Origin of the sequence: Mesorhizobium sp. ISC11 (assembly GCF_037162595.1) — a bacterium.
GTDB classification, from domain to species: domain Bacteria; phylum Pseudomonadota; class Alphaproteobacteria; order Rhizobiales; family Rhizobiaceae; genus Mesorhizobium; species Mesorhizobium ciceri.
In genome coordinates, this window is the sequence record NZ_JAVSPW010000001.1 from 2,834,520 (window position 1) to 2,859,171 (window position 24,652).

Below are 24,652 nucleotides of genomic sequence, written 5' to 3' on the forward strand. Positions count from 1 at the left end.
CATTTCGCATCTATTGTTCAAAGATAAACAATCGTGCCGGTTTCGTGAAGGGCTGGAGGCGTACAATCGCTTGGTACAGCCGAGATCGCGGCCGATTTTTTTGTTGATTGACGCGTCAATAAAAAATAATCCTGTTCTCTCAAAGGATCATGGCGAGATGCCGAAAATCGGAATGGAACCGCTGCGCCGCAAGGCGCTGATCGACGCGACGATCTCGGCGATCGGCGAGCGCGGTTCGCTCGACGTGACCATGTCCGAGATCGCCGGACGCGCCGGCGTGTCGTCCGCCCTTGCCCATCATTATTTTGGTGCCAAGGACGAGCTGCTCTTGGCGACGATGCGGCACATACTGGCGGAGCTTACAGCCGATACGTTGCGCGCCCTTGGCTCGGCCAATAGCGCGCGCGAAAGGGTCTCGGCGGTGGTCGCTGTCAATTTCTCCGACATCCAGTTCCAGCCGGAAACCATCGCCGCCTGGCTCGCCTTCTATGTCGAGGCGCAGAAATCATCGGCCTTGCGCCGGCTGCTCAAGGTCTACGCGCGGCGGCTGCACTCGAACCTGATGAGCGGCTGACCGGGATCTTGCCCAGAGCCGAAGCCGACCGCGCCGCCGAAGCGACCGCGGCGATGATCGACGGGCTCTACATCAGGCGGGCGCTGAAAGACGGCGTGCCCGATGCCGCGACCGCGATCGCGCTGGTCGAGGACTATCTCGAAACCAAACTTGGCGAGCGGCGCAAACAGTGACAATGAAGCGAACCAATTTCCTGATCGTCATGGTCGACCAGCTCAACGGAACCCTGTTTCCGGACGGACCGGCGGAGTTTCTGCATACACCGCATCTGAAAGCGTTGGCCGCGCGTTCGGCGCGCTTTGCCAACAACTACACGGCCTCGCCGCTCTGCGCGCCGGGCCGTGCCTCGTTCATGAGCGGGCAATTGCCGTCGCGCACCGGCGTCTATGACAATGCCGCCGAATTCGCCTCATCGATCCCGACCTTTGCCCATCATTTGCGCGCCGCCGGCTACTACACCTGCCTGTCGGGCAAGATGCATTTCGTTGGGCCGGACCAGTTGCATGGTTTCGAGGAGCGGCTGACGACCGACATTTATCCAGCCGATTTCGGCTGGACGCCGGATTACCGCAAGCCCGGCGAGCGTATCGACTGGTGGTATCACAATCTGGGCTCGGTGACCGGTGCAGGCGTCGCCGAGATCACCAACCAGATGGAGTATGACGACGAGGTCGTGTTCCTGGCCACGCAGAAGCTCTATCAGCTTTCGCGCGAACAGGACGATGCGAACCATCGGCCTTGGTGCCTCACTGTCTCGCTGTCGCATCCGCACGATCCCTATGTCGCGCGCAAGCAGTATTGGGATCTCTATGAGCATTGCCGGGCGCTGGACCCGGAAACCGGGTTCATCGCGTATGACCAGCAGGATACGCATTCCCGGCGGCTGTACCACGCCAGCGACTATCCCTCTTTCGAGATCACACCGGAGCAGGTGCGTCGTTCGCGGCAGGGCTATTTCGCCAACATCTCCTATGTCGACGACAAGCTGGGCGAGATCCTGGACGTTCTCGAGCGTACACGCATGGCGGACGACACAATCATCCTGTTCTGCTCGGATCACGGCGACATGCTCGGCGAGCGCGGCCTGTGGTTCAAGATGAGCTTCTTCGAGGGTTCGGCGCGGGTGCCGCTGATGATTGCCGGCAAGGGCGTTCGCGCCGGGCTGATCGAGACGCCGGTCTCCAATCTCGACGTGGCGCCGACGCTTTGCGATCTCGCCGGCATCGACATCGCTGCGATCGCGCCGTGGACCGACGGCCAGTCGCTGCTGCCGCTCACCGAGGGCATCGAGCGCACCGCGCCGGTGTTGATGGAGTATGCCGCCGAAGGGTCCAATGCGCCTTTGGTGGCGATCCGCGACGGCAGATACAAATTCGTCCATTGCGAGCTCGATCCGCCGCAACTGTTCGATCTCGAAGCCGATCCGCTCGAACGGGACAATCTGGCCGACGACGCGGCCAATGCGGGCCTGGTGGCGGCATTCATGGACAAGGTCCAGACACGCTGGGACATGGCCGGCTTCGACGCCGCTGTCCGCGAAAGCCAGGCGCGCCGCTGGGTCGTCTATCCGGCGCTGCGCAACGGCGCCTATTACCCCTGGGATTTCCAACCCCTGCAAAAGGCGTCCGAGCGTTACATGCGCAATCACATGAACCTCGACAATCTCGAAGAGAGCAAACGGTATCCGCGAGGCGAATGATGTCAGACCTTCTCGTCCCCTCCCTTGACCATCTCAAGCAGGCCTATGCCGTCACCTCCAGGGCGACGCAGATCACGCCGCTGCTGGAATCGACGGCACTAGCCCGCGAGACCGGCGCCGCCCGCGTCTTCATCAAGCCGGAATCGCTGCAATGGGCCGGCTCATTCAAGGTGCGCGGCGCCTATTGGCGCCTGAAGCAGCTTTCAGTTGACGAAGCGAAGAAGGGCGTCGTCGCCTACTCCTCCGGCAATTTCGCGCAAGGGCTGGCGGCTGCCGGCCAGGCGCTTGGCGTTCCCGTCACCATCGTCATGCCGATCGACGCACCGGCCGCCAAGCGTGATGCCACGGCGGGCTATGGCGCCCGCGTCGTGCTGACCGACCATGGCGAGCGCGCGCGGGAGGAAGTCGCCGCCGCCAAGGCGCGCGAGATCGCCGAGACAGAGGGCCTGGCGCTGCTGCATCCATTCGACGATCCGGAGATCGTCGCCGGCCAGGCGGGCGCCGGCCTCGAAGCGCTTGACCAACTCGAAGCCAAAGGTGCCAGCGCCGACCTCTTGTTCTGCTCGGTCGGTGGCGGTGGGTTGATCGGCGGCGTTTCGCTCGCCTTCCATTATCTGTCGCCCGCCACAGAGATCATCGGCGTCGAGCCGGAAGGTTTCAATGGCATGGGCTCGTCGCTGGCGCATGGCAGCATCGAGACGATGCCGATCGGGCCGAAATCGATCTGCGACGGTTTGATGTCGCGACGGCCGGGCGATGCTCCGTTTGCCGCGGTCAAGACGGCGGGTGTTCACGGCATCACCGTCGACGACCAATCGGTGCGGCGCGCGATGCGGATCGCCTTCGAGCGCATGAAGCTGGTGCTCGAACCGTCGGGGGCGGCGTCGATCGCGGCATTGCTCGGCGGCAAGGTGGATGTGAAGGACAAGACCGTCCTTGTTGTGGCTACCGGCGGCAATGTCTCGCTCGCCGATTTCATGGCGCATATGAACCATGCTTGAAGCGGATTTCGTCATCATCGGCTCCGGCTCGGCCGGCTCGGCCATGGCCTATCGCCTGTCGGAAGACGGCAAGCATTCGGTCATCGTCATCGAATTCGGCGGCAGCGATATCGGGCCGCTGATCCAGATGCCGTCGGCGCTGTCGATCCCGCTCAACATGAGCCTCTACGACTGGGGCTTTGCCAGCGAGCCGGAGCCGCATCTCGGCGGCCGTGTGCTGGCGACACCGCGCGGCAAGGTTATCGGCGGCTCGTCCTCGATCAACGGCATGGTCTATGTGCGCGGCCACGCCCGCGACTTCGACCATTGGGCCGAAGAGGGTGCGGCCGGCTGGGGCTTCGCCGACGTGCTCCCCTATTTCAAGCGCATGGAGGATTCGGATGGCGGCGAGGATGGCTGGCGCGGGCACGGCGGGCCGCTGCATGTGCAGCGCGGCTCGCGTAAAAATCCGCTCTATGGCGCCTTCGTCGAGGCTGGCCGCCAGGCCGGGTTCGAACTGACGGAGGACTATAACGGTTCCAAGCAGGAAGGTTTTGGGCCGATGGAGCAGACCATCAGCGGCGGCCGCCGATGGTCGGCGGCATCAGCCTATCTGAAGCCGGCGCTGAAGCGCAAAAACGTCAGTCTGGTCAAGGGCTTTGCGCGGCGGGTGATCATCGAGAATCAGCGCGCCATCGGCGTCGAGATCGAAGCTCACAAACAGATTCAGGTCGTTAAGGCGCGACGTGAGGTAATCGTCGCCGCATCGTCGATCAATTCGCCCAAGATCCTGATGCTGTCCGGCATCGGTCCGGCCGAGCATCTGCGCGAAAACGGCATTCCGGTGGTGGCCGACAGGCCCGGCGTCGGCCGCAACCTGCAGGACCATATGGAGCTCTACATCCAGCAGGAATCATTGCTGCCGATCACGCTCAATTCGGTGCTGAATCCGTTCTCGAAAGCGCTCATCGGGGCGCAGTGGCTGTTCCTCAAGAACGGGCTAGGCGCCACCAACCATTTCGAAGCGGCGGCCTTCGTGCGATCGCGTGCCGGCGTCGACTACCCCGACATCCAGTACCATTTCATCCCCGCGGCAGTCCGCTATGACGGCAAGGCGGCGGCCAAGTCGCACGGCTTCCAGGCGCATGTCGGACCGATGCGCTCGAAGTCGCGGGGGTCGGTGACGCTGCGCTCGCCGGACCCGAAATCGAAACCGATGATCCACTTCAACTACATGTCGCATCCAGACGACTGGGCGGAGTTCCGCCACTGCATCCGGCTGACCCGCGAGATCTTCGGCCAGTCGGCGTTCGATCCCTATCGAGGCAAGGAGATATCGCCGGGCAGCCACGTGCAGTCGGACGACGATCTCGACATCTTCATCCGGGATCACGCGGAGAGCGCCTACCATCCTTGCGGCACCTGCAAGATGGGCCGCGCCGACGACGTGATGAGCGTCGTCGATCCGGAGTGCCGGGTCATCGGCGTCGAAGGATTGCGGGTCGCCGATTCCTCGATCTTCCCGCGCGTCACCAACGGCAATCTCAATGCGCCGTCGATCATGACCGGCGAGAAGGCATCCGATCACATCCTTGGCCGCACGCCGCTGGCGCCGTCCAACCAGGAACCATGGATCAATCCGCGCTGGCAGGCGTCGGACAGATAGAGCATGATCGTGTGACTGCACGATCCGCATGCCGCGAAAGACAATCTGGAGACTTCCATGCGCGCTCAGCCCACGGCATCGCACTATGTCAACGGACGCTACATCGAGGACGAAGGCGGCGCCCCGCTGCCGGTCATCTATCCGGCAACCGGCGAGACCATCGCCATGCTGCGTTCGGCAACGCCGAACGTGCTGGAACTCGCCGTCGAGGCCGCGCGGGCGGCGCAGCCCGCCTGGGCGCGGCTGAAGCCGGTCGAGCGCGGGCGCATCCTGCGCCGCGCCGCCGACATATTACGCGCCCGCAACGCCGACCTCGCTCGCATCGAGACGCTGGACACCGGCAAGGCGATCCAGGAAACGTTGGTGGCGGATGCGCCCTCGGCTGCGGACTGCCTTGAATATTTCGGCGGTGCCGTTGCCGCCTACAACGGCGAGTCGGTCGATCTCGGCGGACCCTTCGCCTACACAAGGCGCGAAGCGCTCGGCGTCTGTGTCGGCATCGGCGCATGGAACTACCCGATCCAGATCGCCGGCTGGAAATCGGCACCGGCGCTCGCCATGGGCAATGCCATGGTGTTCAAGCCGTCGGAAAACACGCCGCTGTCGGCGCTGGCACTGGCCGAGATCTACAGCGAAGCGGGGCTACCCGACGGCTTGTTCAACGTTGTGCAGGGCTATGGCGATGTCGGCGCCGGGCTTGTCGGCCACGATGTCGTCGCCAAGGTCTCGGTGACCGGTTCGGTGCCGACCGGCCGCAAGGTGCTGTCGCTTGCCGGCTCGAAGATGAAGCACGCGACGATGGAACTCGGGGGCAAGTCGCCGCTGATCGTGTTCGACGATGCCGACATCGAGAACGCCATTGGCGGCGCCATGCTCGGCAATTTCTATTCGACCGGACAGATCTGCTCCAACGGCACGCGCGTCTTCGTGCAGAGCGGCATCCACGACCGCTTTGTCGACCGTCTGATAGAGCGGACCAAGAAAATCCGCATCGGCGACCCGCTCGATCCCGAAACCCAGATGGGACCGCTGGTCTCCAAGGCGCAGCACGACAAGGTGGCCGGCTATATCGAGATCGGCAAGCAGGATGGAGCGACGCTTGCTTGCGGCGGCAATGTGCCTTCGCTGCAGGGCTTTCAGGGCGGCTTCTTCGTCGAGCCGACGGTGTTCACCGGCGTGACCGATGGCATGCGCATCGCCCGTGAAGAAATTTTCGGACCAGTGATGAGCGTGTTGAAATTCGACGGCGAGGACGAGGTGATCGACCGCGCCAACGACACCGAATTCGGCCTCGCTGCCGGCGTCTTCACGCGCGACCTGCCGCGCGCCCACCGCGTCATCGCCGAACTGCAGGCCGGCACCTGCTGGATCAACGCGTATAATCTGACGCCGGTGGAAATCCCGTTCGGCGGCTTCAAACAGTCAGGCATCGGGCGTGAGAATTCACTGGCCGCACTGGCGCTCTATTCGCAGCTGAAGTCGATCTATGTCGAGACCGGGGATGTGGCGAGCCCGTACTGAGGCTGCCCTTACGCCTTCAGGTCGGCCGTGCTGTCCAGATACTGGGTCAGCGCGCAGACCAGATGATAGAAGATGCTGGCCGGAACGTCCGATGCCAGTGAGCGGCCGCGCTCGTCGATGCGGTCGATCCACAGGCCGAGCGGCGCCGGGTCGATGTGCCAGCGGAACAGCCGGCCGACGCGCGCTTCGATCTCGGGCTTCAGATCGGGGCCGCCCGAGCCATCCAGTGCGATCGCCGCCTTCACGGCTTCGGCCTGCGGCCAGCTGCGCGATATCAGGTCGAGCGGCAGGCCCTGCCGCGAGACGGCGCCATAGGCAAGCCCGGTGGCGCGGTTGAGGCCATTGGCGATGGCCGAGGCGTAGAGTTTCCTGGCAAAGCCGCTCAACTCGGCCTGGCCGCTGCGCCCGGCGAAATCGACCAACAAAGAGGCCCATTCGAAATGGTGGCCAGGCTCGGTCCACGAGCCTTTCTCGCCGGCGGATGGTTTCCATTCGGCATCGAAATACTCGCCAAGCGTCCAGCTTTCCGGATCGAAGAAATGACTGCGGAAGAGGTCGATGATGCGCGCTGCGCGGCGCAGATGGGCGCGCTCGCCGGTCGCCTGGTGCCAGGCGAGGAAGGCCTCAAGCAGGTGCATATGCGGGTTGGAGCGGCGCTCGCCTTTGCCATCCGATGTCTCAAGGAAGCCGGTCATGCGGCTGTCTTCGAGATGCGCATCGAGAAAGGCGAAGGTTTCCTCGCCGAGGCGCAAGGCGTCGGGATTGCCAGACATATGCGCATGCGCCAGTGCCAGGAGCACGCAGGAATGATCGTAGGCATCCTCGGTGGCGTCGGCAACCGAACCGTCAACATTCAGCGTCCGAACCCAGCCGCCCTTGTCGGTGCGGCCCTTGCCGGCCATGAAGGCGATGCCGTGGCTGATCAGCCGGTCGGCCGGACCGTCCCAGCCGCGCGCCCGGGCAACGGCGAAGGCATAGACCTGCCTCGCCGTGGTGCGCATGCGCTTGGGCTTCATCAACGGCGAAGCGTCCAGGCCAAGCGCTTCGTGAAAGCCGCCATGGCGTTCGTCGACGCCCGATGTCGACCACAGCGGCAAGGTCTCCTGAAACAGCCAGTGATGCACGCGCCGCCGCCAGGCGCCGCTTTCGATGACGCGGTCATGCGCCGGCGTGAACCTGGTTTCCAGGCGACCCGATTTTTCGAGCTGCTCGACGATCTTCTTGACGTGTTGGCTGTGGCTGACCGGAGCGACGAAGGTGGCATCCGATGTCGAAACGATGGCGATGTCCTTCATGCCGATCGCCGACAGCAGGCGGCCGTCACTGCGAATGTAGGAATTCTCGCAATCGATGGCGACGACGTCGCCGATGATGACATTGCCCCGGTCGTCGGCGGGGCCGACATCGAGCAGCGACTGCCATGAGCCGAGATCGTTCCAGCGGAAGCCGGCCGGCACCATCGCGATGTCTTTTGCCCGCTCCATGATGGCGTAGTCGATCGAGTTCGACGGAATGGCGGCGTAGAGTTCTAGCGGCATGTAAAGGCCGGACAAATCCGATGTCGCTGCCTTGTACGCTGCTTCGGTGGCCTGCCAGATATCCGGCTGGAACGCTATGAAGGCATCACGCATGGCGCTGGCGCGAAAAAGGAAGATACCGGTGTTCCAGTAGAAATTTCCGGCCTTGAGATAGCTTTGCGCAGTCGCAAGATCCGGCTTTTCGACGAAGCGCGACACGTCGAAGATGCCGCCGCTTTCGGCCGCAACCTCGATATAGCCGTAGCCGGTCTCGGGCTGTGTCGGCCTGATGCCGAACACCACCAGCCGGCCGCTACGCGCTGCCTCGGTGCCGGCTTCGACGCTCTGCCAGAACTGGCGCGGGGTCGATATCTCATGGTCCGACGGCACCACCAGCACCAGGCTGTCGCCGAACTCGGACAGTGTGCGCAGCGTCGCCAGTGCGACGGCGGCGGCTGTGTTGCGCCCGGTCGGCTCGAACAGCGGCCCGCCGCCGGCGAGGTCGAGGCCGGCAAGATCGGCGTGAACGCGGTCGGCATGGCGCTCCGCGGCAATCAGGAAGATCGGCGTTTCGCCTTCCGGCCGGGCCGTCAGCCGGCGCAAGGTCTTGGCCAGCATCGAGCCGTCGCCGGACAGATCGTGGAACTGCTTGGGATTGTCCTCGCGCGACAGCGGCCACAACCGCGAGCCGACCCCGCCGCTCATGACAAAACTGACAATCCGCTCGGTCATTCAACCACCATTCAAAAGGTCTGGTTGTAGGCGCCCACCTCGGGGCTGCGGCGCAGCACGGTGTCGACAGCCTCGAACATCTCCCGTCGACGCTGCGACGACACCGGGCTTTCGACGACCACGACCAGTTCCGGCTTGTTCGACGAGGCGCGCACCAGTCCCCAGGTGCCGTCGTCCGCGACAACGCGCGCACCGTTGACGGTGATGAGGTCGGCGATCTTCTGGCCCGCAAAAACCGTTCCATCCCGCTTCATGGCCTGAAAGTCGGCAACCACCCGCTCGACAACGCCATACTTCACATCGTCCGCGCAGTGCGACGACATGGTCGGCGTGCCGAAGGTCAGCGGCAGCGCGCGGTATAGATCGGCCATCGAACTGCCGGGGCTGCGGTCCAGCATCTGGCAGATGGCAATGGCGGTGACCAGCCCATCGTCATAACCCCGCCCGATCGGCGGGTTGAAGAAGAAATGGCCCGACTTTTCGAAACCGGCGACGGCGCCAAGCTCGGCGACGCGGCGCTTGATGTAGGAGTGGCCGGTCTTCCAGTAGTCGGTGACGGCGCTGTTGGCGCGCAGCACGCTGTCTGTGTTGAACAGGCCGGTCGACTTGACGTCGACGACGAAGGTCGAGCCCGGATGCTGGCTGGAGATATCGCGCGCCAGCATCACACCGACCTTGTCGGCAAAAATCTCATTGCCCTCATTGTCGACGACGCCGCAGCGGTCGCCGTCACCGTCGAAGCCAAGGCCGACATCGGCTCCAGTCTCAAGCACCTTGTCCCTGATGGCATGCAGCATCTGCATATCCTCGGGATTGGGATTGTAGCGCGGAAAGGTGTGGTCGAGTTCGACATCGAGCGGGATGACCTCGCAGCCGATGCGCTGCAGCGCTTGCGGCGCGAAGGCGCCGGCGGTGCCGTTGCCGCAGGCGGCGACCACTTTCAGCTTTCGGGTGATGCGCTTGTCCTCGGTCAGATCGTCGAGATAAGTAGCGCGAAAATCGCGAACGAAATCGTAGGAGCCGCCGCCGACGAGATCGAAATCGCCGGCCAGTACAATCTGCTTCAGCGCGCTCATCTCTTCCGGCCCGAAAGTCAGCGGCCGCGCCGCACCCATCTTGACGCCGGTCCAGCCATTCTCGTTATGCGAGGCGGTGACCATAGCGACCGAAGGCACGTCCAGTGCGAACTGGGCGAAATAGGCCATCGGCGACAACGCCAGTCCGATGTCCCTCACCCGAGCGCCTGCAGCCATCAAACCGGACACCAGCGCCAGCTTGATGCCAAGCGAATAGGAGCGGAAATCGTGCCCGGTGACGATATCGGGACCGGCACCGACACGGCGGATCAGCGTGCCAAGCCCCATTCCGAGCGCCTGGACGCCATTCAGATTGAGCTCCGGCAGTTGCGCGGAGCCGGGATGGCCAAACCACCAGCGCGCATCATATTCTCGAAAGCCGGATGGCTTGATCAGCGCTTCGGTTTCGAACTCGAAACTGTTGGGCCGGGCGTCGCCAACGATGCTGAAGGACAAGACTGGAAAACTCCGAGTGGCGGAAATTACGAGTTGTCGAGGACTGCGGCTTAGCACAGAAGGCTTTAAGCCACGTTTATCCCAGGAGGGAATCCGAGCCTTTCGGGCTATGCTCGACGAAAGCCGATGAAATGCGACAGAAGTGCTGCCATGCCGCTTGCAGGAACGAAGTGTGGCGGCTATAAGCCCGCGGTCTGGTCACGGAGTGTAGCGCAGCCTGGTAGCGCACCTCGTTCGGGACGAGGGGGTCGCAGGTTCAAATCCTGCCACTCCGACCAGAAAAAACAAAGAGTTAGCGCATCCCGACTTCGGCGCTCCACCTGCCCCTCAAGCGAGATTACTCGCGTCTCCCCGCCGGCCGACAGCGATGCCTGTTGCACTGGACAGCAACCAGACGGTCAACCGGCCGCTTTATGCCTTCATACGTGCGCTCGCGGACAGATTCCGGAAAACATCTCAACTGGCACGCGCGTCCGGCTAGCGGAGGCCAAAAAAGCTCAAGATCGCTATCACGATGACCACAGCTCCAACGAGCCAAATGATATTGTTCATGATCTCTCTCCTGTTGCCTGGGGGAAGCCCGCGCCTCTGGCGGAGAACGCGGGCCGACCAGTCTTTGCCGACTGATCCGCAGCAGACACCAAATCGTGATCCCGGCTGCGAGAAATAAAACCATCAGGCACGTCTAATGTTCCGTCGTTGACGAGATCCGGCGATGACCAGTGAACGTTCGGGCCGATGCCGGACCACCGGAACCAAAGTGATCAGGGGCAGTTAATCCAATGAAGGGCTAATTAAGAAAATGGAGAAATTGCAATGAAAACAATGATCATGTGCGCGTTGGCGATTTCCATTGGACTGCCCGTCGTGGCTTCGGCAGCCGAAGCCGATGTGGTTGTTAGAACCCATCATCGACATCACGGCAGCGTCAAGATCATCAACGAAGACGGTCAGCGCTTGCACCACCGCCGCCATGGTACTGTGGCGTTCTACGACCATGGGCGCCGGCATCATCACCGCGATACCGTTGTCGTGACAGGTTCCGTTTCCACCCATCGCCACCACCATCGGCACCATCCCGTGGTGATCGAGAACGACGGGTACTGACCACAGATCTCCGGCCCGATTCTTGAAGGAATCGGGCCACGAGAGGCCCTTTGATCATGCTTTTGGCAGCACCGTCGGCAAGACAATTGCCCCTAGCCAGACTTAGGTCTGACCCCTGCCCGACCGAAGTCCAGGTTGGAAACGCATGCGCTTGCCCCAAATTCGGGGTGGCGGGCAAAAATGATCGATGAAACCAAGAGCAGCAGCATGTCGAACCGTGAGACCAAACGATCCGATGCCCTGAGCACGCGAGTAACAGAGATCAAGGCCAGGATGCAGCAAGCCCAGATTACCGAAGACGAGATGAAGACCTTCCAGAAGGTCGCGGCCATCATGGAGGGCGGCGAGGGCCGAATCGAGGTTGACGACCTGATTGCCGCGTCATTCCTCACCGACACGCTGCTGAACAGCCCGAAGCGTTAAGCGACCATGCCGACGATTAGCAGACTTTTTGATTCCCACGCCGATGCGACGCGGGTCGCTAGCGACTTGGTGGCGGCCGGAATTCCTCGCGTACAGATCGCGATCATCGGGCCTTACAATGACGAGACAGGATCTGTTTGGGTTTCCGCTTTGGGATCGGTACTGGGCGCTGCTGCCGGCGGGTTGGCATGTCTGAGCGTCGTTGCGGCAGTTGGCATCAATCCTGTTGCTGCGAGCGTATTGCCAACAGCGGTGGCTGGCGCGGTCTGTGGCGGCGTTGCCGGCGGTCTGTTTGGAACATTCGCCCTGCACGCCATGAAGGCGGATGATCAGGACGTGGCCGAGGGCGTCGTCCTGGTGACGGCGCATGTCGATGAAAATGACGCCGAGATCGCTCAGACAGTGCTCGGCGGTCCCCCGTCGACGTTGGTGGCCGAAGCAGCTTAGGAAAGCCGCCTCGACGTCGCCGGAACCGGCACTCTCCGTTTGCCAGCGATTGAACTCCACACCCGGCAGATAGCAATTCAGACTGGGGATGTTCCTGCCGTCGGCCCGCATGGCCGAACCCTGTGGCAGGTTGCTTCGCGGCCGCATATTTTGACGAAAAGGCCCGTCGGCTCTAGGGTCGATGGACCTGATGGAATGAGTGAAACGGCGGGCCGAGTGCGACATGAATTTGAATTCAACCACAGCCCCGCCCTTGATTCTTGTGATGACGCTGGTTCTCGTCGCTGGCTGTTCATCGCTCGGCAGAACCGTCGATCCGGCGAAATACGATTCAATGACGTGCACCGACCTCAACAGTGCGATGGGAGACGTCGCCCGTGACATCTCGCAAACGGCAATCACGCGCGGCAAGGTCGCCAACACCAATGTTCCACGCTGGCTGCTCGGCGGCTCACGCGTGAAGACCGCGGTAGCCAACCGTGAAACAGCCAGGATCGACCGGCTTAAGCAGCAACAGGATGCCATTGCCGCCGTGCGAGCGCGCAAGTGCCAGAGGTCCGCGAATTGAGCGGACAGCCAACGCCTCGGTGCAGAGCCCGGTTCAGGCGCTCAGGCGAAATCGCGTCACGTCGATCGCGGCGGCCATCAGCGTCTGTGTGTAGGCGTGCTGCGGATTGCTGAAGATCGCCTCGGTCGGCCCTTCCTCGACGATCTTGCCCTGTTTCATGACGATGATGTAGTCGGCCATGGCGCGCACGACCGACAGATCGTGGCTGATGAAGAGATAGGACAATTCGTGGTCCGCCTGCAGCTTGCGCAGCAGTTCGACGATCTGTTTCTGCACAGAGCGATCGAGCGCCGAAGTCGGCTCATCCAATACCACCAGCCTGGGCTTCAGGATCATGGCGCGGGCAATGGCGATGCGCTGCCGCTGACCGCCGGAGAATTCGTGCGGGTAGCGGTTGCGGGCGTTGGGGTCGAGGCCGACCTCGCGCAAGGCCTCGACCGCGCGTTGATCACGCTGCTTGCCCGAAAGGTCAGGCTCATGCACCAGAAGTCCTTCGGTGATGACCTGGCCGACAGTCATGCGCGGCGACAACGAGCCGAACGGGTCCTGGAAGACGAGCTGCATCTGGCGCCGCAGCGGCCGCATCGCCTGCCTGTCGGCTTGGGAAATGTCGCGATCGCCGAAACGGATGAGCCCGTCACTCGGCAACAGCCGCAGCAAGGCGCGGCCAAGAGTCGATTTGCCCGAGCCGGATTCACCAACGATGCCGATGGTCTGGTTGCGCTGCAGCCGGATCGAGATGTGATCGACTGCACGCAGCATCAGCGGTTCGCCAGCAAGAAACCCGCCGCCGATCCTGAACGTCACTTCGACATTCCTGCCTTCGAGCAGCACTGGGGCGTTGGCGGGCGGCGGCGCCTTGCTGCCGGTCGGCTCGGCCGCCAGCAGCATTTTCGTGTAGGCATGCTGTGGGTTGACGAAGATGGCCTCCGCCTCCCCCTCCTCGACAACCTCGCCCTGGCGCATGACATAGACCCGATCGGCAAAGCGGCGGACGATGCCAAGATCGTGGGTGATGAAGACGATCGCCATGCCGAGCTTGCGCTGCAATTCGGCCAGAAGCATCAGGATCTGCGCCTGTATGGTCACATCGAGCGCCGTCGTCGGCTCGTCGGCGATCAATATGTCAGGGTCGTTGGCGAGAGCCATCGCGATCATCACACGCTGGCGCTGGCCACCCGACATTTCGTGCGGATAGGATTTCATCCGCCGCTCGGGATCGGGAATATGCACCAGCCGCAGCAGTTTGAGCGCTTCTTCACGCGCCTCGGCGACATTCAGGCCCCGATGCCGGCGGATCGGTTCGATCAACTGGTTGCCGATTGAATAGAGCGGATCGAGCGAAGTCATCGGCTCCTGGAAGATCATGCTGATCTTGCGGCCACGGACCTTGTTGAGCTCGGATTTGCTGAGTGTTAGAAGATTGCGGCCACGATAGTCGACGCTGCCTGTCGCTTCGCCATTCGACGCCAGCAGGCTCATCGCCGCCATCATCGTCTGGCTTTTGCCGGAGCCGGATTCGCCGACCACGGCAACGGTCTCGCCCGATTTGACATGGATGTTTATGCCCTTGACCGCCTCGACGGCGCCGTCGAGCGTGCGGAAGCGGACACGCAAATCCTTGACGCTGAGGATCGTTTCGGAAGCAGCCATCTCAGCGGTCCCCCTCTTTATCGACCCGCATCTTAGCGATCCCCATCTTAGCGATCCCTCGGGTCGAGTGCGTCGCGCAGGCCGTCGCCGACGAAGTTCAGCGCAAACAGCGTCGAGACGAGGAAGAAGGCGGGGAACAGGAGCAGCCAGTTGGCGGTGCCGATGTTCTTGGCGCCGACCGAGATCAGAACGCCCCAGCTGGTCATCGGCTCCTGCACGCCGAGGCCGAGAAACGATAGGAAGCTTTCCAGGATGATCACCTGCGGCACCAGCAGCGTCATGTAGATGACCACCGGGCCGAGCAGGTTGGGGATGACGTGGCGCAGCAGGATGCCGCGCTGGCCGACGCCCATGGCTTCCGCCGCCTGGACATATTCCTGGCGGCGGATCGACAGTGCCTGGCCGCGCACGATGCGCGCCATGTCGAGCCACAGCACGGCGCCGACGGCCAGGAACATCAGCACGAAGTTGCGGCCGAAGAACACCACCAGCATGATGACGAAGAAGATGAAGGGCAAGGAATAGAGCACGTCGACGATGCGCATCATCACCTCGTCGACCTTGCCTCCGGCAAAACCGGCAGCGGCCCCGTAGACCACGCCGATGACCACCGCCACGACGCCCGCGAGCAGGCCGATGGCCAGCGATATACGCCCGGCCATCAGCGTGCGCGACAACAGGTCCCGTCCGGTGTTGTCGGTGCCGAACAGGAAATATTGCTGCTTGATCGAGGCGCTCATCGTCACTTCGAGACCGTCCGGCGACTTGCTCTCGATCTTGGTGTCGTCAAAGGCATCGGATCGGTCAAGATAGCGGATGTTGCGATCGTCGATCGGCCTGGTCGACTTGACGGTGACGAAGACCTGGTTGCCTTCCTGCCGCCATTCCTTGATGTCGACCCGCATGCGCTTGATCGCTTCGGTGAGCGCCGTCTCGATCATGTCGGCCTTCGGATAGGCTGACAGGCTTGGCGGCATGCGCACATAGTCGGCATAGATGGTGGTGTATTGATGCGGCACGAACCACGGCCCGAACACGCTGACGACACCGATCAGGGCAAGGTAATACAGGCTGAACATGGCGGCGCGATTGGCCTTGAGCCGCGCCCAGGCATCCCCCCAGAGCGAACGGCCGATGACGGTGGGGGCGACTGTGGCCGCGATGTCAGTCATAGCGCACCCTCGGATCGACGACCGCGTACATGACGTCGACGATCAGGTTGAAGACAATGGTAAAGATGGCGATCACCACCACCGTTCCCATCACCAGCGTGTAGTCACGATTGAGCGCGGCATCGACGAAATAGCGGCCGACGCCTGGGATGGAGAAGATCGTCTCGACGATGACCGAGCCGGTCAGCAGTGCCGCCGCCGCCGGACCGGTGAAGGAGACGATCGGCAGGATGGCGCCGCGCAAAGCATGCTTGACCACCACCGACCAGTCGGACAGGCCCAGCGCGCGCGCCGTGCGGATGTGGTGGGACCGCAAGGATTCGATCATCGAGCCACGCATCAGCCGGGCGACGATGGCGATCTGCGGCAGGGCGAGCGTCAGCACCGGACCGACCTTGTTGATGAAAGCGCCATCGCCCCACCCACCGATCGGCAGCAGCCTCCAGGTCAGCCCGAACAGGAGTTGGATCACCGGCGCGATGACGAAGGTTGGGATGGTGCTGCCGGCCGTCGCCAGCGCGATCACCGTATAGTCGCCAAGCTTGTTCTGATTGAGCGCCGCAATGGTGCCGAGCACGGAACCGAGCAGCAGCGCCAGGACAAGCGCCGAGGCGCCGAGCTGGACCGAAATCGGCAGCCCCTTGGCGAACAGTTCGGTGACGGTGAAATCCGGCATGTTGTAGCTCGGGCCGAAATTGCCGCGCAACAGATTGCCGAGATAGTGGACGAATTGCAGCCAGAGCGGGTCGTTGAGGCCAAACTGGGCTTCGAGATTGGCCCTGATCTCGGGACTGAGCCCCCGCTCCTGGTTGAATGGACCGCCCGGCGCGACGCGCATCAGGAAAAACGCCATTGTCACGATGACGAACAGCGTTGGAATGGCGGTCAGAAGCCGCCGTAATACGTATCGCAGCATCGGTGCCCCGCTTGATCCAGAGCCGCGCGCGTCCAGTTGGACGGCCGCGCTCCAGCTTTCAAATCTTCGCACCGACATTTGCCGAAATCGAATTCCGGTACCCGGGCCGATGCGATGGCAAACCATCGCCACCGCGCCTGGAAGGCGCGGTGGCTTGGCCAGGGTTAGTCCTTGCTGACGAAGCGCGACGGATGCACGTCCATCACGTTGTCGACGAAGCCATGCAGCTTCGAGGAGACGATATCGTGGTAGCTGTAATAGAGGAGCGGTATCTGGCCGACGTCGTCGACCAGGATGCGTTCGGCGTCGGCCAGTTCCTTCATGCGCTGTTCGGGGTTGCCCCCGGCGGCGGCCGCCTTGTCCATGGCCGCTTCATAGGCCGGGCTGTTGTAGTCCGAATAATTGTTGCCGCTGGCCTTGCGCGAGATGCCGAGGAAGGTTTCCGGATCCTTGTAATCGGCGATCCAGGCGGCACGTGCCAGATCATAGTTGCCCTTCTGCTCGAGGAAGGAGTAGTGGGTCTTGGTGTCGGTGTTGAGCAGCGTGACGTCGACGCCAAGCGGCTTCAGCTGTTCCTGGATCGCCACCGCAGTGTTCTTGTGGTTTTCCGACGTGTTATAGCGGATTTCCATCTTCAGCGGCTTTTCGGGCGTATAGCCGAGTTTCTCGAGGATCTTCTTGGCCGCATCCTCGCGGTCGATCTGCGGCATGTCCGCATATTTGGCCATTGCCGGCGTGTAGCCTTCGATGCCGGGAGGCACCATTGAATAGCCGGGCAGCATCGAGTTCTGCCAGACTTTTTCGGCGAGGAAGTCGCGGTCGATCGCCATCGAGATGGCATTGCGCAGCTCTACATTATCCCACGGCGCCTTGTCGGTCTTGATCGCATAATAATAGGTGCCGAGATACGGTCCAACGTGGATCTGGTCGCCAAACTTGGTCTTGAGATCGGCGAGCTGTTCAGTCGGAAGGTCGTCGTAGCTGTCCAGTTCGCCTGCCTCGAAGCGCTTCATCGCCGAAGAGCGGTCCTCGGTCGGGATGTAGTTGACGACGTCGAACTTGACGGTCGCCGCATCCCAGAATTTCGGGTTCTTGACCAGCTTCATATGATCGTTGGGAACCCATTCGGCCAGCGTATAGGCGCCGTTCGAAACGAGATTGCCGGGCTTGATCCAATCGGCGCCGAGCTTTTCGATGGAGGCCTTGCTCACCGGATAGGTCGCCTGGTGGGTCAGCATCTCCAGGAAGTAGGGCGTCGGCGCCTTCAGCGTGACCTCCAGCGTATTTGCGTCAATCGCCTTGACGCCCATGTCCTCAGGCTTGCCCTTCTTGGTGTTGACGTCCTCCGCACCCTTTACCGGATACAGCATCGAGGCGTATTCGGCGCCGGTCGCCGGATCCTCCAGCCGGTGGAAGGCATAGACGAAATCGTCAGCCGTAACCGGGCTGCCATCCGACCACATGCCGTCCTTGCGCAGCTTGAACGTATAGACGGTTCCGTCGTCCGAAACCGTCCAGCTCTCGGCGGCACCAGGAATGAGATTGGCCTTCTGGTCCTGCATGACCAAGCCCTGGAACAGGTCGCGCAGGACATTGGCTTCGTAAACCGTCGAGGTCTTGTGCGGATCGACCGACTCCGATTCAGCGGCGGTGCCCCTGTTATAGACGGTCTCGGCAAAGGCCTGCGTGTAGAACGTCCCGGCGGCCAGCGTCATCGTCGTGGCGAACACAGTCGCCTTCAGCATGTTTTTCAGCATGAAGTTCTCCCTGTCGGCGCCGCCGTTGGCGCGCCTATTAAGTGTTGACGCCCTGGAGCCGATATCTGACCCCTTTGAGCGCGCCGCTGGTTCCCGTCCTGCGGCTCGTGCCCAGACACTAACGCGGAGAATTTTTATTTCAACAGACTCTCTGGGTCACCCAAAGTAAGGCGGACGAAAGCTATGGTGTGGCCGCTGAAACACCAGCCGAAACCAAAAGCTTGACTTGGTTTCTTCACCTCGACGCTATTTTTCACCGCGAATCGGGAGCCATGCCAGTTTGCCGGAATGTCTTAATGCGTTCTTAAGCAACCTGAGGTTACATTACGAGTACCTTCTATACGGTTCGAGCTTCAGACGCGCGGCGGCTATGAGTAACGGAGCAAGTAAATTGCCCAAAATCCGTCAACTAATGCGGAACTTTCAAGAAGAGCGCGGTACCTCTGCGGTTGAATTTGCCTTGCTTTCACCGATTTTCATTCTTCTTCTACTCGGAATGGTTGCATACGGTATATACTTCGGCGCCGCCAACTCGATCCAGCAGATCGCAGCGGATGCCGCCCGCACGGCAATTGCCGGGTTGAACCAGACCGAACGTCAAACGCTCGTAACCAGCTTCGTCACCAACAATGCCGGCGGATATCCCTTCGTGGATGTCAGCAAGTTGACCTACCAGGCCAACGACAGCACGGCCGATGGAAGCCAGTTCGTGGTGTCCATCCAATACGACGCCCGCAACCTGCCGATCTGGAACCTTTTCCCGGGCATAGCCATGCCCGGGACCACGATCAGGCGCCAGTCAACGATCAGGGTCGGGGGCATTTGAATGCTGCTGCATGCGTGCAATGGGATCGGTCGGCTTGCCCGGTTGATGCTGAGTGACAGGAAAGCGAACTTCACCGTCATGGCGGCATTGAGCGCGCCGGTGGCGCTGGCGCTGGCCGCAGTGGCCATCGACGAAGCCTCGATCTACACCGAGCGCCGCGAAGCGCAGGCAATGGTGGATCTGGCGGCGATCACCGCCGCCTCGAACATGACCAATGTCAATACAGCGGTCGTTACCACGCTGACCGACAACGGCATGCCAGGGGTTGTCGTTCAAAGCTCGGGACAGACGATCGAGCCGGCGGTCGGCAAAACCGTCGTGACGGTCACGCCCGGGCGATATGTGGCATCCGGGGCCAATGTGGGCCAGCGTTTCCAGGCCAGCATAACCCCCTACAATGCCGTCCGTGTCACCCTGAAGAAGATCCCCGCCCGCTATTTCGCGAGTTCCCTGATCCCCACTCCCGTCATCGGCACCCAAGCCACCGCCAGCATGACGCCACAGGCGACATTCTCGGTCGGATCGAGGCTCGCCAGCCTCGATGGCGGTATCCTCAACGCGCTTCTCGGCGGACTGCTCGGCAGCAACATCTCGCTCAGTGTCATGGACTACAACGCGCTGATCTCCGCGGATGTGAGCGTGCTCTCCTTCGTGGACGGCCTTGCCACACAGCTGAACCTGACCGGCGTCTCGTATTCGGATGTGCTGGCATCGAAGGCGACCGTCGGCCAGATCGCCACGGCCATGGCCAATGTGCCTGGGCTTGGCAACACGGCCAAGGTCGCCCTGCAGACGATCGCGTCCAAGTCGACCAGCACGGTCCAGATCCCGCTCAGTCATCTGGTCGATCTCGGCTCCGTCGGCAAGTTGGGCCTCGGCCAAAGGCCCGCCGGCCTCGGCGTCGACGCCAGCGCCTTGGGAATGCTGACGGCCGCCGCCGGACTGGCAAACGGTTCAAAACAGGTCGACGTCGCCCTCGGAGCCACCATTCCCGGGGTGCTGTCGACCACGCTCGCCATCGCCATCGGCGAACCACCGCAATCCTCGCCATGGCTGGCGGTTGGAGAAGCCGGCACCGTGGTTCGCACCGCGCAAACGCGCATTAAGCTGCTTGTCACGGTCGGCGTCGGCAACCCAAACCTGGGCGGCGGTATCAGCCTGCTGTCGGTCAAGCTGCCGCTGAATGTCGAAGTAGCCTACGCCGAGGCCAAGCTGACCGACATCAACTGCCCGACCGGCCCCGACAGCCTGAAGGTTACCATTGCCGCGAAGCCCGGCATCGCGGCGGTGAACCTTGCCGCCAGCGATGCCGATAACAGCCCCACCGCCTTCGCGGATTTCAGCAACCCGCAGTCGTTCTCCGACGCCAACATCGCGGATGTCAGCCTCAATCTGCTGCTGCTAAAAATCCCGCTAATACTGGTGAAGGGTTCGGCGGGTGCCGACATCACCAACGTCAGCCCGACCAACCTGGTCTTCAACAAAACCGAGATCGCCGCCAAAACCATCAAGACGACGCCGACACGGGACATTACCCAGACGCTGACAACGTCACTGGTCGACAAGTTGTCGCTTTCCGTCAATGCGCTTGGTATCCTCGGGCTTGACGTAACGGCGTTGCTCGGCACCGTGAAGCCAGCTGTGACGACGCTTCTGAAAACCGTGACCGCACCAGTCGACACATTGCTTTACAATCTACTCGATACGCTCGGCGTGCATCTCGGCGTGGCCGATGTCCGGGTCACCGGCGCGACATGCGGACGTGCCGTGCTGGTGCAGTAACGTCGGGATATCAGTCGAGCCTGCCCAAAAAGGCTCCGAGCGCTGGCAGCAAAAGCTCAGTCTCGACGACCGCGGCATTGCCATCCAGCTGCGCAACCGCTCCGATGTCCCCCGGCAACGGCCAATTGGCCGGTCCTCCGGCGAAATTGAAGACACAGAGCAGTCTTTCACCGCCGCCGTCGCGGATGAAAGCGAGCAGGTCACCCTTGGCGTCGAGAAAGCGGATCGAGCCGGATATCAGCGCCTCATGCTCCCCGCGCAAGGCCAGCGCAGCCCGGTAGGACGCGAGCACAGAGACCGTGTCGGCATTCTGGACGTCAACGGCGCGAGCGCGATGGCTGGCCGGTATCGGCAGCCAGGGCCTGGCCGTGGAGAAGCCTGCATTGTCGGCGCCGGCCTCCCACACCATCGGCGTGCGGCACCCATCCCTGCCCTTGACGCCTGGCCAGAAGCGGATGCCGACGGGATCGCGCAGATCTTCATAGGCCAGCTCCGCCTCCTCCAGCCCGAGTTCCTCGCCCTCGTAGAGGCAGATCGAGCCGCGCAGGCAGGCGAGCAGCATGATCGAGAATCTTGCGACCGCGTCGGGCTCGCTGTCCGGCCTTGTCCAGCGGCTGACATGGCGCGCCACGTCATGGTTGGAGAAGGCCCAGCAGACCCAGCCGTCGGAGACGGCCGCCTCGAAGGCTTCGACGCAGCCACGCACATGCGCAGCCGAGAACTGCGGACCGAGCAGGTCGAAGGTGTAACACATATGCAGCTTGTCGCCGCCTGAAGTGTAGGCCGCGAGCGTCTGCAGCGAGCGGCCTTCATCGCCGATCTCGCCGACGGCGGCGCGGTCGTCATATTCGTCGAGCAGCGCCCTGAAGCGGCGCAGGAACGCCAGGTTTTCCGGCTGCGTCTTGTCGAACAGGTGCTCCTGGTAAAGGTAGGTGTTGGTCTCGCTGTTGGTGCCGGCGACGCTTGATGCCAAGGGTGGATTGCTGCGCAACCAGCGGTCGTGGACATAGTAATTGACCGTATCGAGCCGAAAACCGTCGACGCCGCGCTCCAGCCAGAAGCGCACAGTTTCCAGAAGCGCGTCCTGAACCTCCGGATTGTGGAAATTCAGATCGGGCTGCGAGGGGAGGAAATTGTGCATGTAATACTGCCGGCGGGTAGAATCCCATTCCCAGGCCGGGCCACCGAAGACGGAGAGCCAGTTGTTTGGCGCGCTGCCATCTGGCTTGGTATCGGCCCAGACATACCAGTCGGCTTTGGGGTTATCGCGGCTGGCGCGGCTTTCGACAAACCAGTCGTGCTTGTCGGATGAATGCGACAGCACCTGGTCGATGATGATCTTCAGGCCGAGACGATGCGCCTCGGCGACCAGCGCATCGAAATCCTCGAGCGTGCCGAACATCGGATCGACATCGCAGTAGTCCGACACGTCGTAGCCCATATCGGCCATCGGCGACTTGAAGAAAGGCGACAGCCAGATGGCGCCGACACCGAGCGAGGCGACATGGGCGAGCCTCGATGTGATACCGGCGAGATCGCCGCTGCCATCGCCGGTCGTGTCCTGGAAGGAGCGCGGATAGATCTGGTAGATGGCGCAACCGCGCCACCATCCCTTCTTGTCACTCGCCGCCATTGCGCTTCTCCCTTGTGCCGGCCTGCGCTCGTTCGATCATGAAGATCATCGTCCGCCCGGATATTGGCCGCGAGATATCCGCCGCATCCGGCGCTTCGATAGCTGGGGCCCAGAAGAATCCGTCTCGTTCAGGCAAGGTGAACATGCAGGCCCGGCGATCGCCGTTGACAAGCACCGCAAGACGGCGGTCGTCATCGCTGGCGCCACTCAGGACCATGACAAGACGGTGCCGCTGCGGATCCTGCCAGCTCTGTTCATCGAGCGGCGCGCCCGTCTCAGCAAGCCATGCGACGTCCGGTATCTCCGAACCTGCCGGCGGCTGGCCAGTGAGGAAGCTTGTGTCGGAAAGCGCCGGCATCGATCGGCGCAGCCTCGAGAGTTCCGCCGTGTAGCGCTCCAGCGCCTGGTCGCGGCCGGCCCAGTCGAGCCAGGTGATCTCGTTGTCCTGGGCATAGGCGTTGTTGTTGCCTTGCTGGGTGCGGCCGAATTCGTCGCCCGCGGTCAGCATGATGGTGCCGCGCGAGGCAAACAGCGCGGCGAGCAGAGCGCGCTGGTCGTTCTGGCGAGCCGCTGCCACGGCCGGGTTGTCCGCATCACCTTCCACGCCGTTGTTCCAGGACAGGTTTTCATTGTGGCCGTCGCGGTTCTGCTCGCCATTGGCTTCGTTGTGCTTGCGCTCGTAGCGCACGATGTCGGCGAGCGTCATGCCGTCATGGGCGGCGATGAAATTGACACTGCGGCTGGCGCCTTGCCCGTTCGCGGCAAACACATCTGACGAACCGGCGAGCCGGGTCGCCAGGGCGCCGACCATGCCGGCGTCGCCACGCCAGAACCGTCTTACATCGTCGCGATACTTGTCGTTCCATTCGAGGAAGGGCGCTGGAAAATTGCCGAGCTGATAGCCGTCGGGGCCGATGTCCCACGGCTCGGCGATCAACACGCGATCGGCCAGCAGTGCGTCATCGCGCATCGCTCTCAGCAGCGGCGCCTCGGCATCGAATGTGCCCTCGACCCGCCCCAGAATGGGAGCGAGGTCGAAGCGGAAGCCATCGACACCGGCATCCCTGACGAAATGGCGAAGCGTGTCGAGGACCATCTCCTGGACCACAGGATGGTCGCAAGCGACTGTGTTGCCGGTACCGGTGTCGTTGGCCAGCCTGCCATCAGGTGTGTGCCGGTAGTAGGCCTGGTTGTCGAAGCCGCGCAGCGACAGCGTGGGACCAAGCCTGTCGCTCTCGCCGGTGTGGTTGAAGACGAGGTCGAGGATGACGCCGATACCAGCCTGGCGCAGCACAGCGACCGTGTTTCGCAGTTCCATGATGCCGCCCGGCGCAAGGCGCGGATCGAGGGCCATGAACGTCACGGGATTGTAGCCCCAGGCGTTGCGCAGCCCGAGCGGCGGCAGATGCCGTTCGTCGATCGACGCGGTCACCGGGATCAATTCGACCGCGCCAACGCCGAGTTTTTTCAGGTGCTCGACGATCGCCGGTTGAGCAAGTGCGGCGACTGTTCCGCGCAATTTTTCGGGAACGTCCGAATGCAGCATGGTGAAGGCGCGCACCGGAATTTCGTAGACCAGGCCGCCGGCGCGGAAGAGCGGCGGCGCAGCCTGCACAGGCTTCGGTAGCGCAGCCGCGATCGCCTTCGGCATCAGCGACGCGGTATCGCCCCCCTCGCCCCGGCGATCGGCCAGCCGCCAGTCATAGGCATAAGGCCTGTCAATCTCGACGGCGTAGGGATCGGTCAGCAATTTGTCGGGGTCGAACCACAGTCCATGCTCCGGCGCATAGTCCCCGTCGGCGCGGAAACCGTAGCGGGTTCCGGAGCCAAGACCTGCAACGAACAGCGCGTGGACGCCCTCGCCTTCCCGCTGCAGTTCGAGCCGTTCGATTTCCCGCATGCCCTGCTCGTCGAAGATCGAGACCCAAAGCCGACGGGCGGCCTGCGACCAGGCGGCAAAGCGGATGCCTTCGCGGGTGACTGTGGCGCCGAGCTGGGTCATGCCCGCGCCTCACCTTCTCCCCTCGCGGGAGAAGGTGGATCGGCGCGCAGCGCCGAGACGGATGAGGGGTGTTGAAAGGAACGCGGCGTTAGTGATCTGGACATCGGTTTGCGCCAAGCTGGAGCACCCCTCATCCGACCGAGCT

18 protein-coding genes, 1 tRNA gene and 1 pseudogene are annotated in these 24,652 nt (G+C 62.6%); 12 read left to right on the top strand and 8 right to left on the bottom strand.

The genetic code is table 11. The features are described 5' to 3' along the window. Positions 1-157: 157 nt before the first annotated feature. The 5 genes and pseudogenes from betI (at position 158) to betB (ending at position 6,440) form a co-directional block, all read left to right on the top strand. A pseudogene (betI, locus tag RPF88_RS14125) lies at positions 158-747 on the top strand (choline-binding transcriptional repressor BetI). Then, the gene (gene betC / locus RPF88_RS14130) at positions 744-2,273 is read left to right on the top strand and encodes a choline-sulfatase (protein ID WP_063167696.1); all 1,530 of its coding nucleotides are present in this window, start codon (positions 744-746) and stop codon (positions 2,271-2,273) included. Before betI ends, betC begins: the two are co-directional and overlap by 4 nt. Then, on the top strand, positions 2,273-3,274 hold the full coding sequence (locus RPF88_RS14135; RefSeq protein ID WP_013532680.1) for a threonine/serine dehydratase: 1,002 nt from the start codon (positions 2,273-2,275) through the stop codon (positions 3,272-3,274). The genes betC and RPF88_RS14135 overlap by 1 nt, the downstream gene beginning before the upstream one ends. Further along, positions 3,267-4,919, top strand: a complete 1,653-nt coding sequence (gene betA, locus RPF88_RS14140) for a choline dehydrogenase (RefSeq protein ID WP_013532681.1) — start codon at positions 3,267-3,269, stop codon at positions 4,917-4,919. The genes RPF88_RS14135 and betA overlap by 8 nt, the downstream gene beginning before the upstream one ends. A gap of 57 nt (positions 4,920-4,976) precedes the next feature. Further along, entirely contained in the window at positions 4,977-6,440 is a 1,464-nt protein-coding gene (betB, locus tag RPF88_RS14145) for a betaine-aldehyde dehydrogenase (protein ID WP_013532682.1), read from the top strand. A gap of 8 nt (positions 6,441-6,448) precedes the next feature. Here the strand turns inward: betB and RPF88_RS14150 are convergent, their stop codons facing one another. Both RPF88_RS14150 and RPF88_RS14155 read right to left on the bottom strand, forming a co-directional pair. Continuing rightward, on the bottom strand, positions 6,449-8,689 hold the full coding sequence (locus tag RPF88_RS14150) for a mannose-1-phosphate guanylyltransferase/mannose-6-phosphate isomerase (protein ID WP_013532683.1): 2,241 nt from the start codon (positions 8,687-8,689) through the stop codon (positions 6,449-6,451). 11 nt (positions 8,690-8,700) lie between these two features. Further along, a complete protein-coding gene (locus RPF88_RS14155; RefSeq protein ID WP_013532684.1) occupies positions 8,701-10,221 on the bottom strand; it encodes a phosphomannomutase/phosphoglucomutase in 1,521 nt (506 codons plus the stop codon). Between the two features lie 201 nt (positions 10,222-10,422). On the opposite strand from RPF88_RS14155, the gene RPF88_RS14160 reads away from it, so the two are divergent. From RPF88_RS14160 to RPF88_RS14180, 5 genes are all read left to right on the top strand, one after another. Next, positions 10,423-10,499 (top strand) — tRNA-Pro (locus RPF88_RS14160). A gap of 538 nt (positions 10,500-11,037) precedes the next feature. Beyond that, positions 11,038-11,328, top strand: coding sequence for a hypothetical protein (locus RPF88_RS14165; protein ID WP_013532685.1), 291 nt, complete (start codon positions 11,038-11,040; stop codon positions 11,326-11,328). 207 nt (positions 11,329-11,535) lie between these two features. Then, entirely contained in the window at positions 11,536-11,751 is a 216-nt protein-coding gene (locus tag RPF88_RS14170; protein ID WP_024503705.1) for a hypothetical protein, read from the top strand. 6 nt (positions 11,752-11,757) lie between these two features. Next, the gene (locus RPF88_RS14175; RefSeq protein WP_063167694.1) at positions 11,758-12,198 is read left to right on the top strand and encodes a hypothetical protein; all 441 of its coding nucleotides are present in this window, start codon (positions 11,758-11,760) and stop codon (positions 12,196-12,198) included. A 223-nt stretch (positions 12,199-12,421) separates the two neighbouring features. Beyond that, a complete protein-coding gene (locus RPF88_RS14180) occupies positions 12,422-12,766 on the top strand; it encodes a hypothetical protein (RefSeq protein ID WP_013532688.1) in 345 nt (114 codons plus the stop codon). 33 nt (positions 12,767-12,799) lie between these two features. Here RPF88_RS14180 and RPF88_RS14185 read toward each other — a convergent pair whose 3' ends face one another. The 4 genes from RPF88_RS14185 to RPF88_RS14200 all read right to left on the bottom strand — a co-directional run bounded on the left by RPF88_RS14185 (position 12,800) and on the right by RPF88_RS14200 (position 18,264). Further along, entirely contained in the window at positions 12,800-14,419 is a 1,620-nt protein-coding gene (locus RPF88_RS14185; RefSeq protein WP_013532689.1) for an ABC transporter ATP-binding protein, read from the bottom strand. A 47-nt stretch (positions 14,420-14,466) separates the two neighbouring features. Then, positions 14,467-15,591 carry an ABC transporter permease gene (locus RPF88_RS14190; RefSeq protein ID WP_013532690.1) on the bottom strand — a complete coding sequence of 375 codons (1,125 nt, stop codon included), beginning with the start codon at positions 15,589-15,591 and terminating at the stop codon, positions 14,467-14,469. Then, positions 15,584-16,507: an ABC transporter permease subunit gene (locus RPF88_RS14195; RefSeq protein WP_013532691.1), complete on the bottom strand. Its 924-nt coding sequence runs from the start codon at positions 16,505-16,507 to the stop codon at positions 15,584-15,586. The genes RPF88_RS14190 and RPF88_RS14195 overlap by 8 nt, the downstream gene beginning before the upstream one ends. Positions 16,508-16,671: 164 nt before the next feature. Continuing rightward, complete coding sequence (locus RPF88_RS14200) at positions 16,672-18,264, bottom strand: peptide ABC transporter substrate-binding protein (RefSeq protein ID WP_013532692.1); 1,593 nt, start codon at positions 18,262-18,264, stop codon at positions 16,672-16,674. 412 nt (positions 18,265-18,676) lie between these two features. On the opposite strand from RPF88_RS14200, the gene RPF88_RS14205 reads away from it, so the two are divergent. Continuing rightward, positions 18,677-19,090 carry a TadE family protein gene (locus RPF88_RS14205; protein WP_174299092.1) on the top strand — a complete coding sequence of 138 codons (414 nt, stop codon included), beginning with the start codon at positions 18,677-18,679 and terminating at the stop codon, positions 19,088-19,090. Next, the gene (locus RPF88_RS14210) at positions 19,091-20,872 is read left to right on the top strand and encodes a TadG family pilus assembly protein (RefSeq protein ID WP_013532694.1); all 1,782 of its coding nucleotides are present in this window, start codon (positions 19,091-19,093) and stop codon (positions 20,870-20,872) included. Positions 20,873-20,882: 10 nt separating this feature from the next. On the opposite strand, the gene bglA is transcribed toward RPF88_RS14210, so the two are convergent. Beyond that, positions 20,883-22,505: a beta-galactosidase BglA gene (bglA, locus tag RPF88_RS14215; RefSeq protein WP_013532695.1), complete on the bottom strand. Its 1,623-nt coding sequence runs from the start codon at positions 22,503-22,505 to the stop codon at positions 20,883-20,885. Continuing rightward, positions 22,492-24,507 carry a glycogen debranching protein GlgX gene (gene glgX / locus RPF88_RS14220; RefSeq protein WP_013532696.1) on the bottom strand — a complete coding sequence of 672 codons (2,016 nt, stop codon included), beginning with the start codon at positions 24,505-24,507 and terminating at the stop codon, positions 22,492-22,494. Before glgX ends, bglA begins: the two co-directional genes overlap by 14 nt. Between the last annotated feature and the right edge of the window lie 145 nt (positions 24,508-24,652).

Coding starts and splice junctions, on each gene's coding strand:
- RPF88_RS14180 (WP_013532688.1), top strand. CDS start 12,422: ATGAATTTGAATTCAACCACAGCCCCGCCCTTGATTCTTGTGATGACG.
- RPF88_RS14190 (WP_013532690.1), bottom strand. CDS start 15,591: ATGACTGACATCGCGGCCACAGTCGCCCCCACCGTCATCGGCCGTTCG.
- RPF88_RS14150 (WP_013532683.1), bottom strand. CDS start 8,689: ATGACCGAGCGGATTGTCAGTTTTGTCATGAGCGGCGGGGTCGGCTCG.
- RPF88_RS14165 (WP_013532685.1), top strand. CDS start 11,038: ATGAAAACAATGATCATGTGCGCGTTGGCGATTTCCATTGGACTGCCC.
- RPF88_RS14170 (WP_024503705.1), top strand. CDS start 11,536: ATGTCGAACCGTGAGACCAAACGATCCGATGCCCTGAGCACGCGAGTA.
- RPF88_RS14175 (WP_063167694.1), top strand. CDS start 11,758: ATGCCGACGATTAGCAGACTTTTTGATTCCCACGCCGATGCGACGCGG.
- RPF88_RS14185 (WP_013532689.1), bottom strand. CDS start 14,419: ATGGCTGCTTCCGAAACGATCCTCAGCGTCAAGGATTTGCGTGTCCGC.
- RPF88_RS14205 (WP_174299092.1), top strand. CDS start 18,677: ATGCGGAACTTTCAAGAAGAGCGCGGTACCTCTGCGGTTGAATTTGCC.
- bglA (WP_013532695.1), bottom strand. CDS start 22,505: ATGGCGGCGAGTGACAAGAAGGGATGGTGGCGCGGTTGCGCCATCTAC.
- betA (WP_013532681.1), top strand. CDS start 3,267: ATGCTTGAAGCGGATTTCGTCATCATCGGCTCCGGCTCGGCCGGCTCG.
- RPF88_RS14135 (WP_013532680.1), top strand. CDS start 2,273: ATGTCAGACCTTCTCGTCCCCTCCCTTGACCATCTCAAGCAGGCCTAT.
- RPF88_RS14200 (WP_013532692.1), bottom strand. CDS start 18,264: ATGCTGAAAAACATGCTGAAGGCGACTGTGTTCGCCACGACGATGACG.
- RPF88_RS14195 (WP_013532691.1), bottom strand. CDS start 16,507: ATGCTGCGATACGTATTACGGCGGCTTCTGACCGCCATTCCAACGCTG.
- betB (WP_013532682.1), top strand. CDS start 4,977: ATGCGCGCTCAGCCCACGGCATCGCACTATGTCAACGGACGCTACATC.
- RPF88_RS14210 (WP_013532694.1), top strand. CDS start 19,091: ATGCTGCTGCATGCGTGCAATGGGATCGGTCGGCTTGCCCGGTTGATG.
- glgX (WP_013532696.1), bottom strand. CDS start 24,507: ATGACCCAGCTCGGCGCCACAGTCACCCGCGAAGGCATCCGCTTTGCC.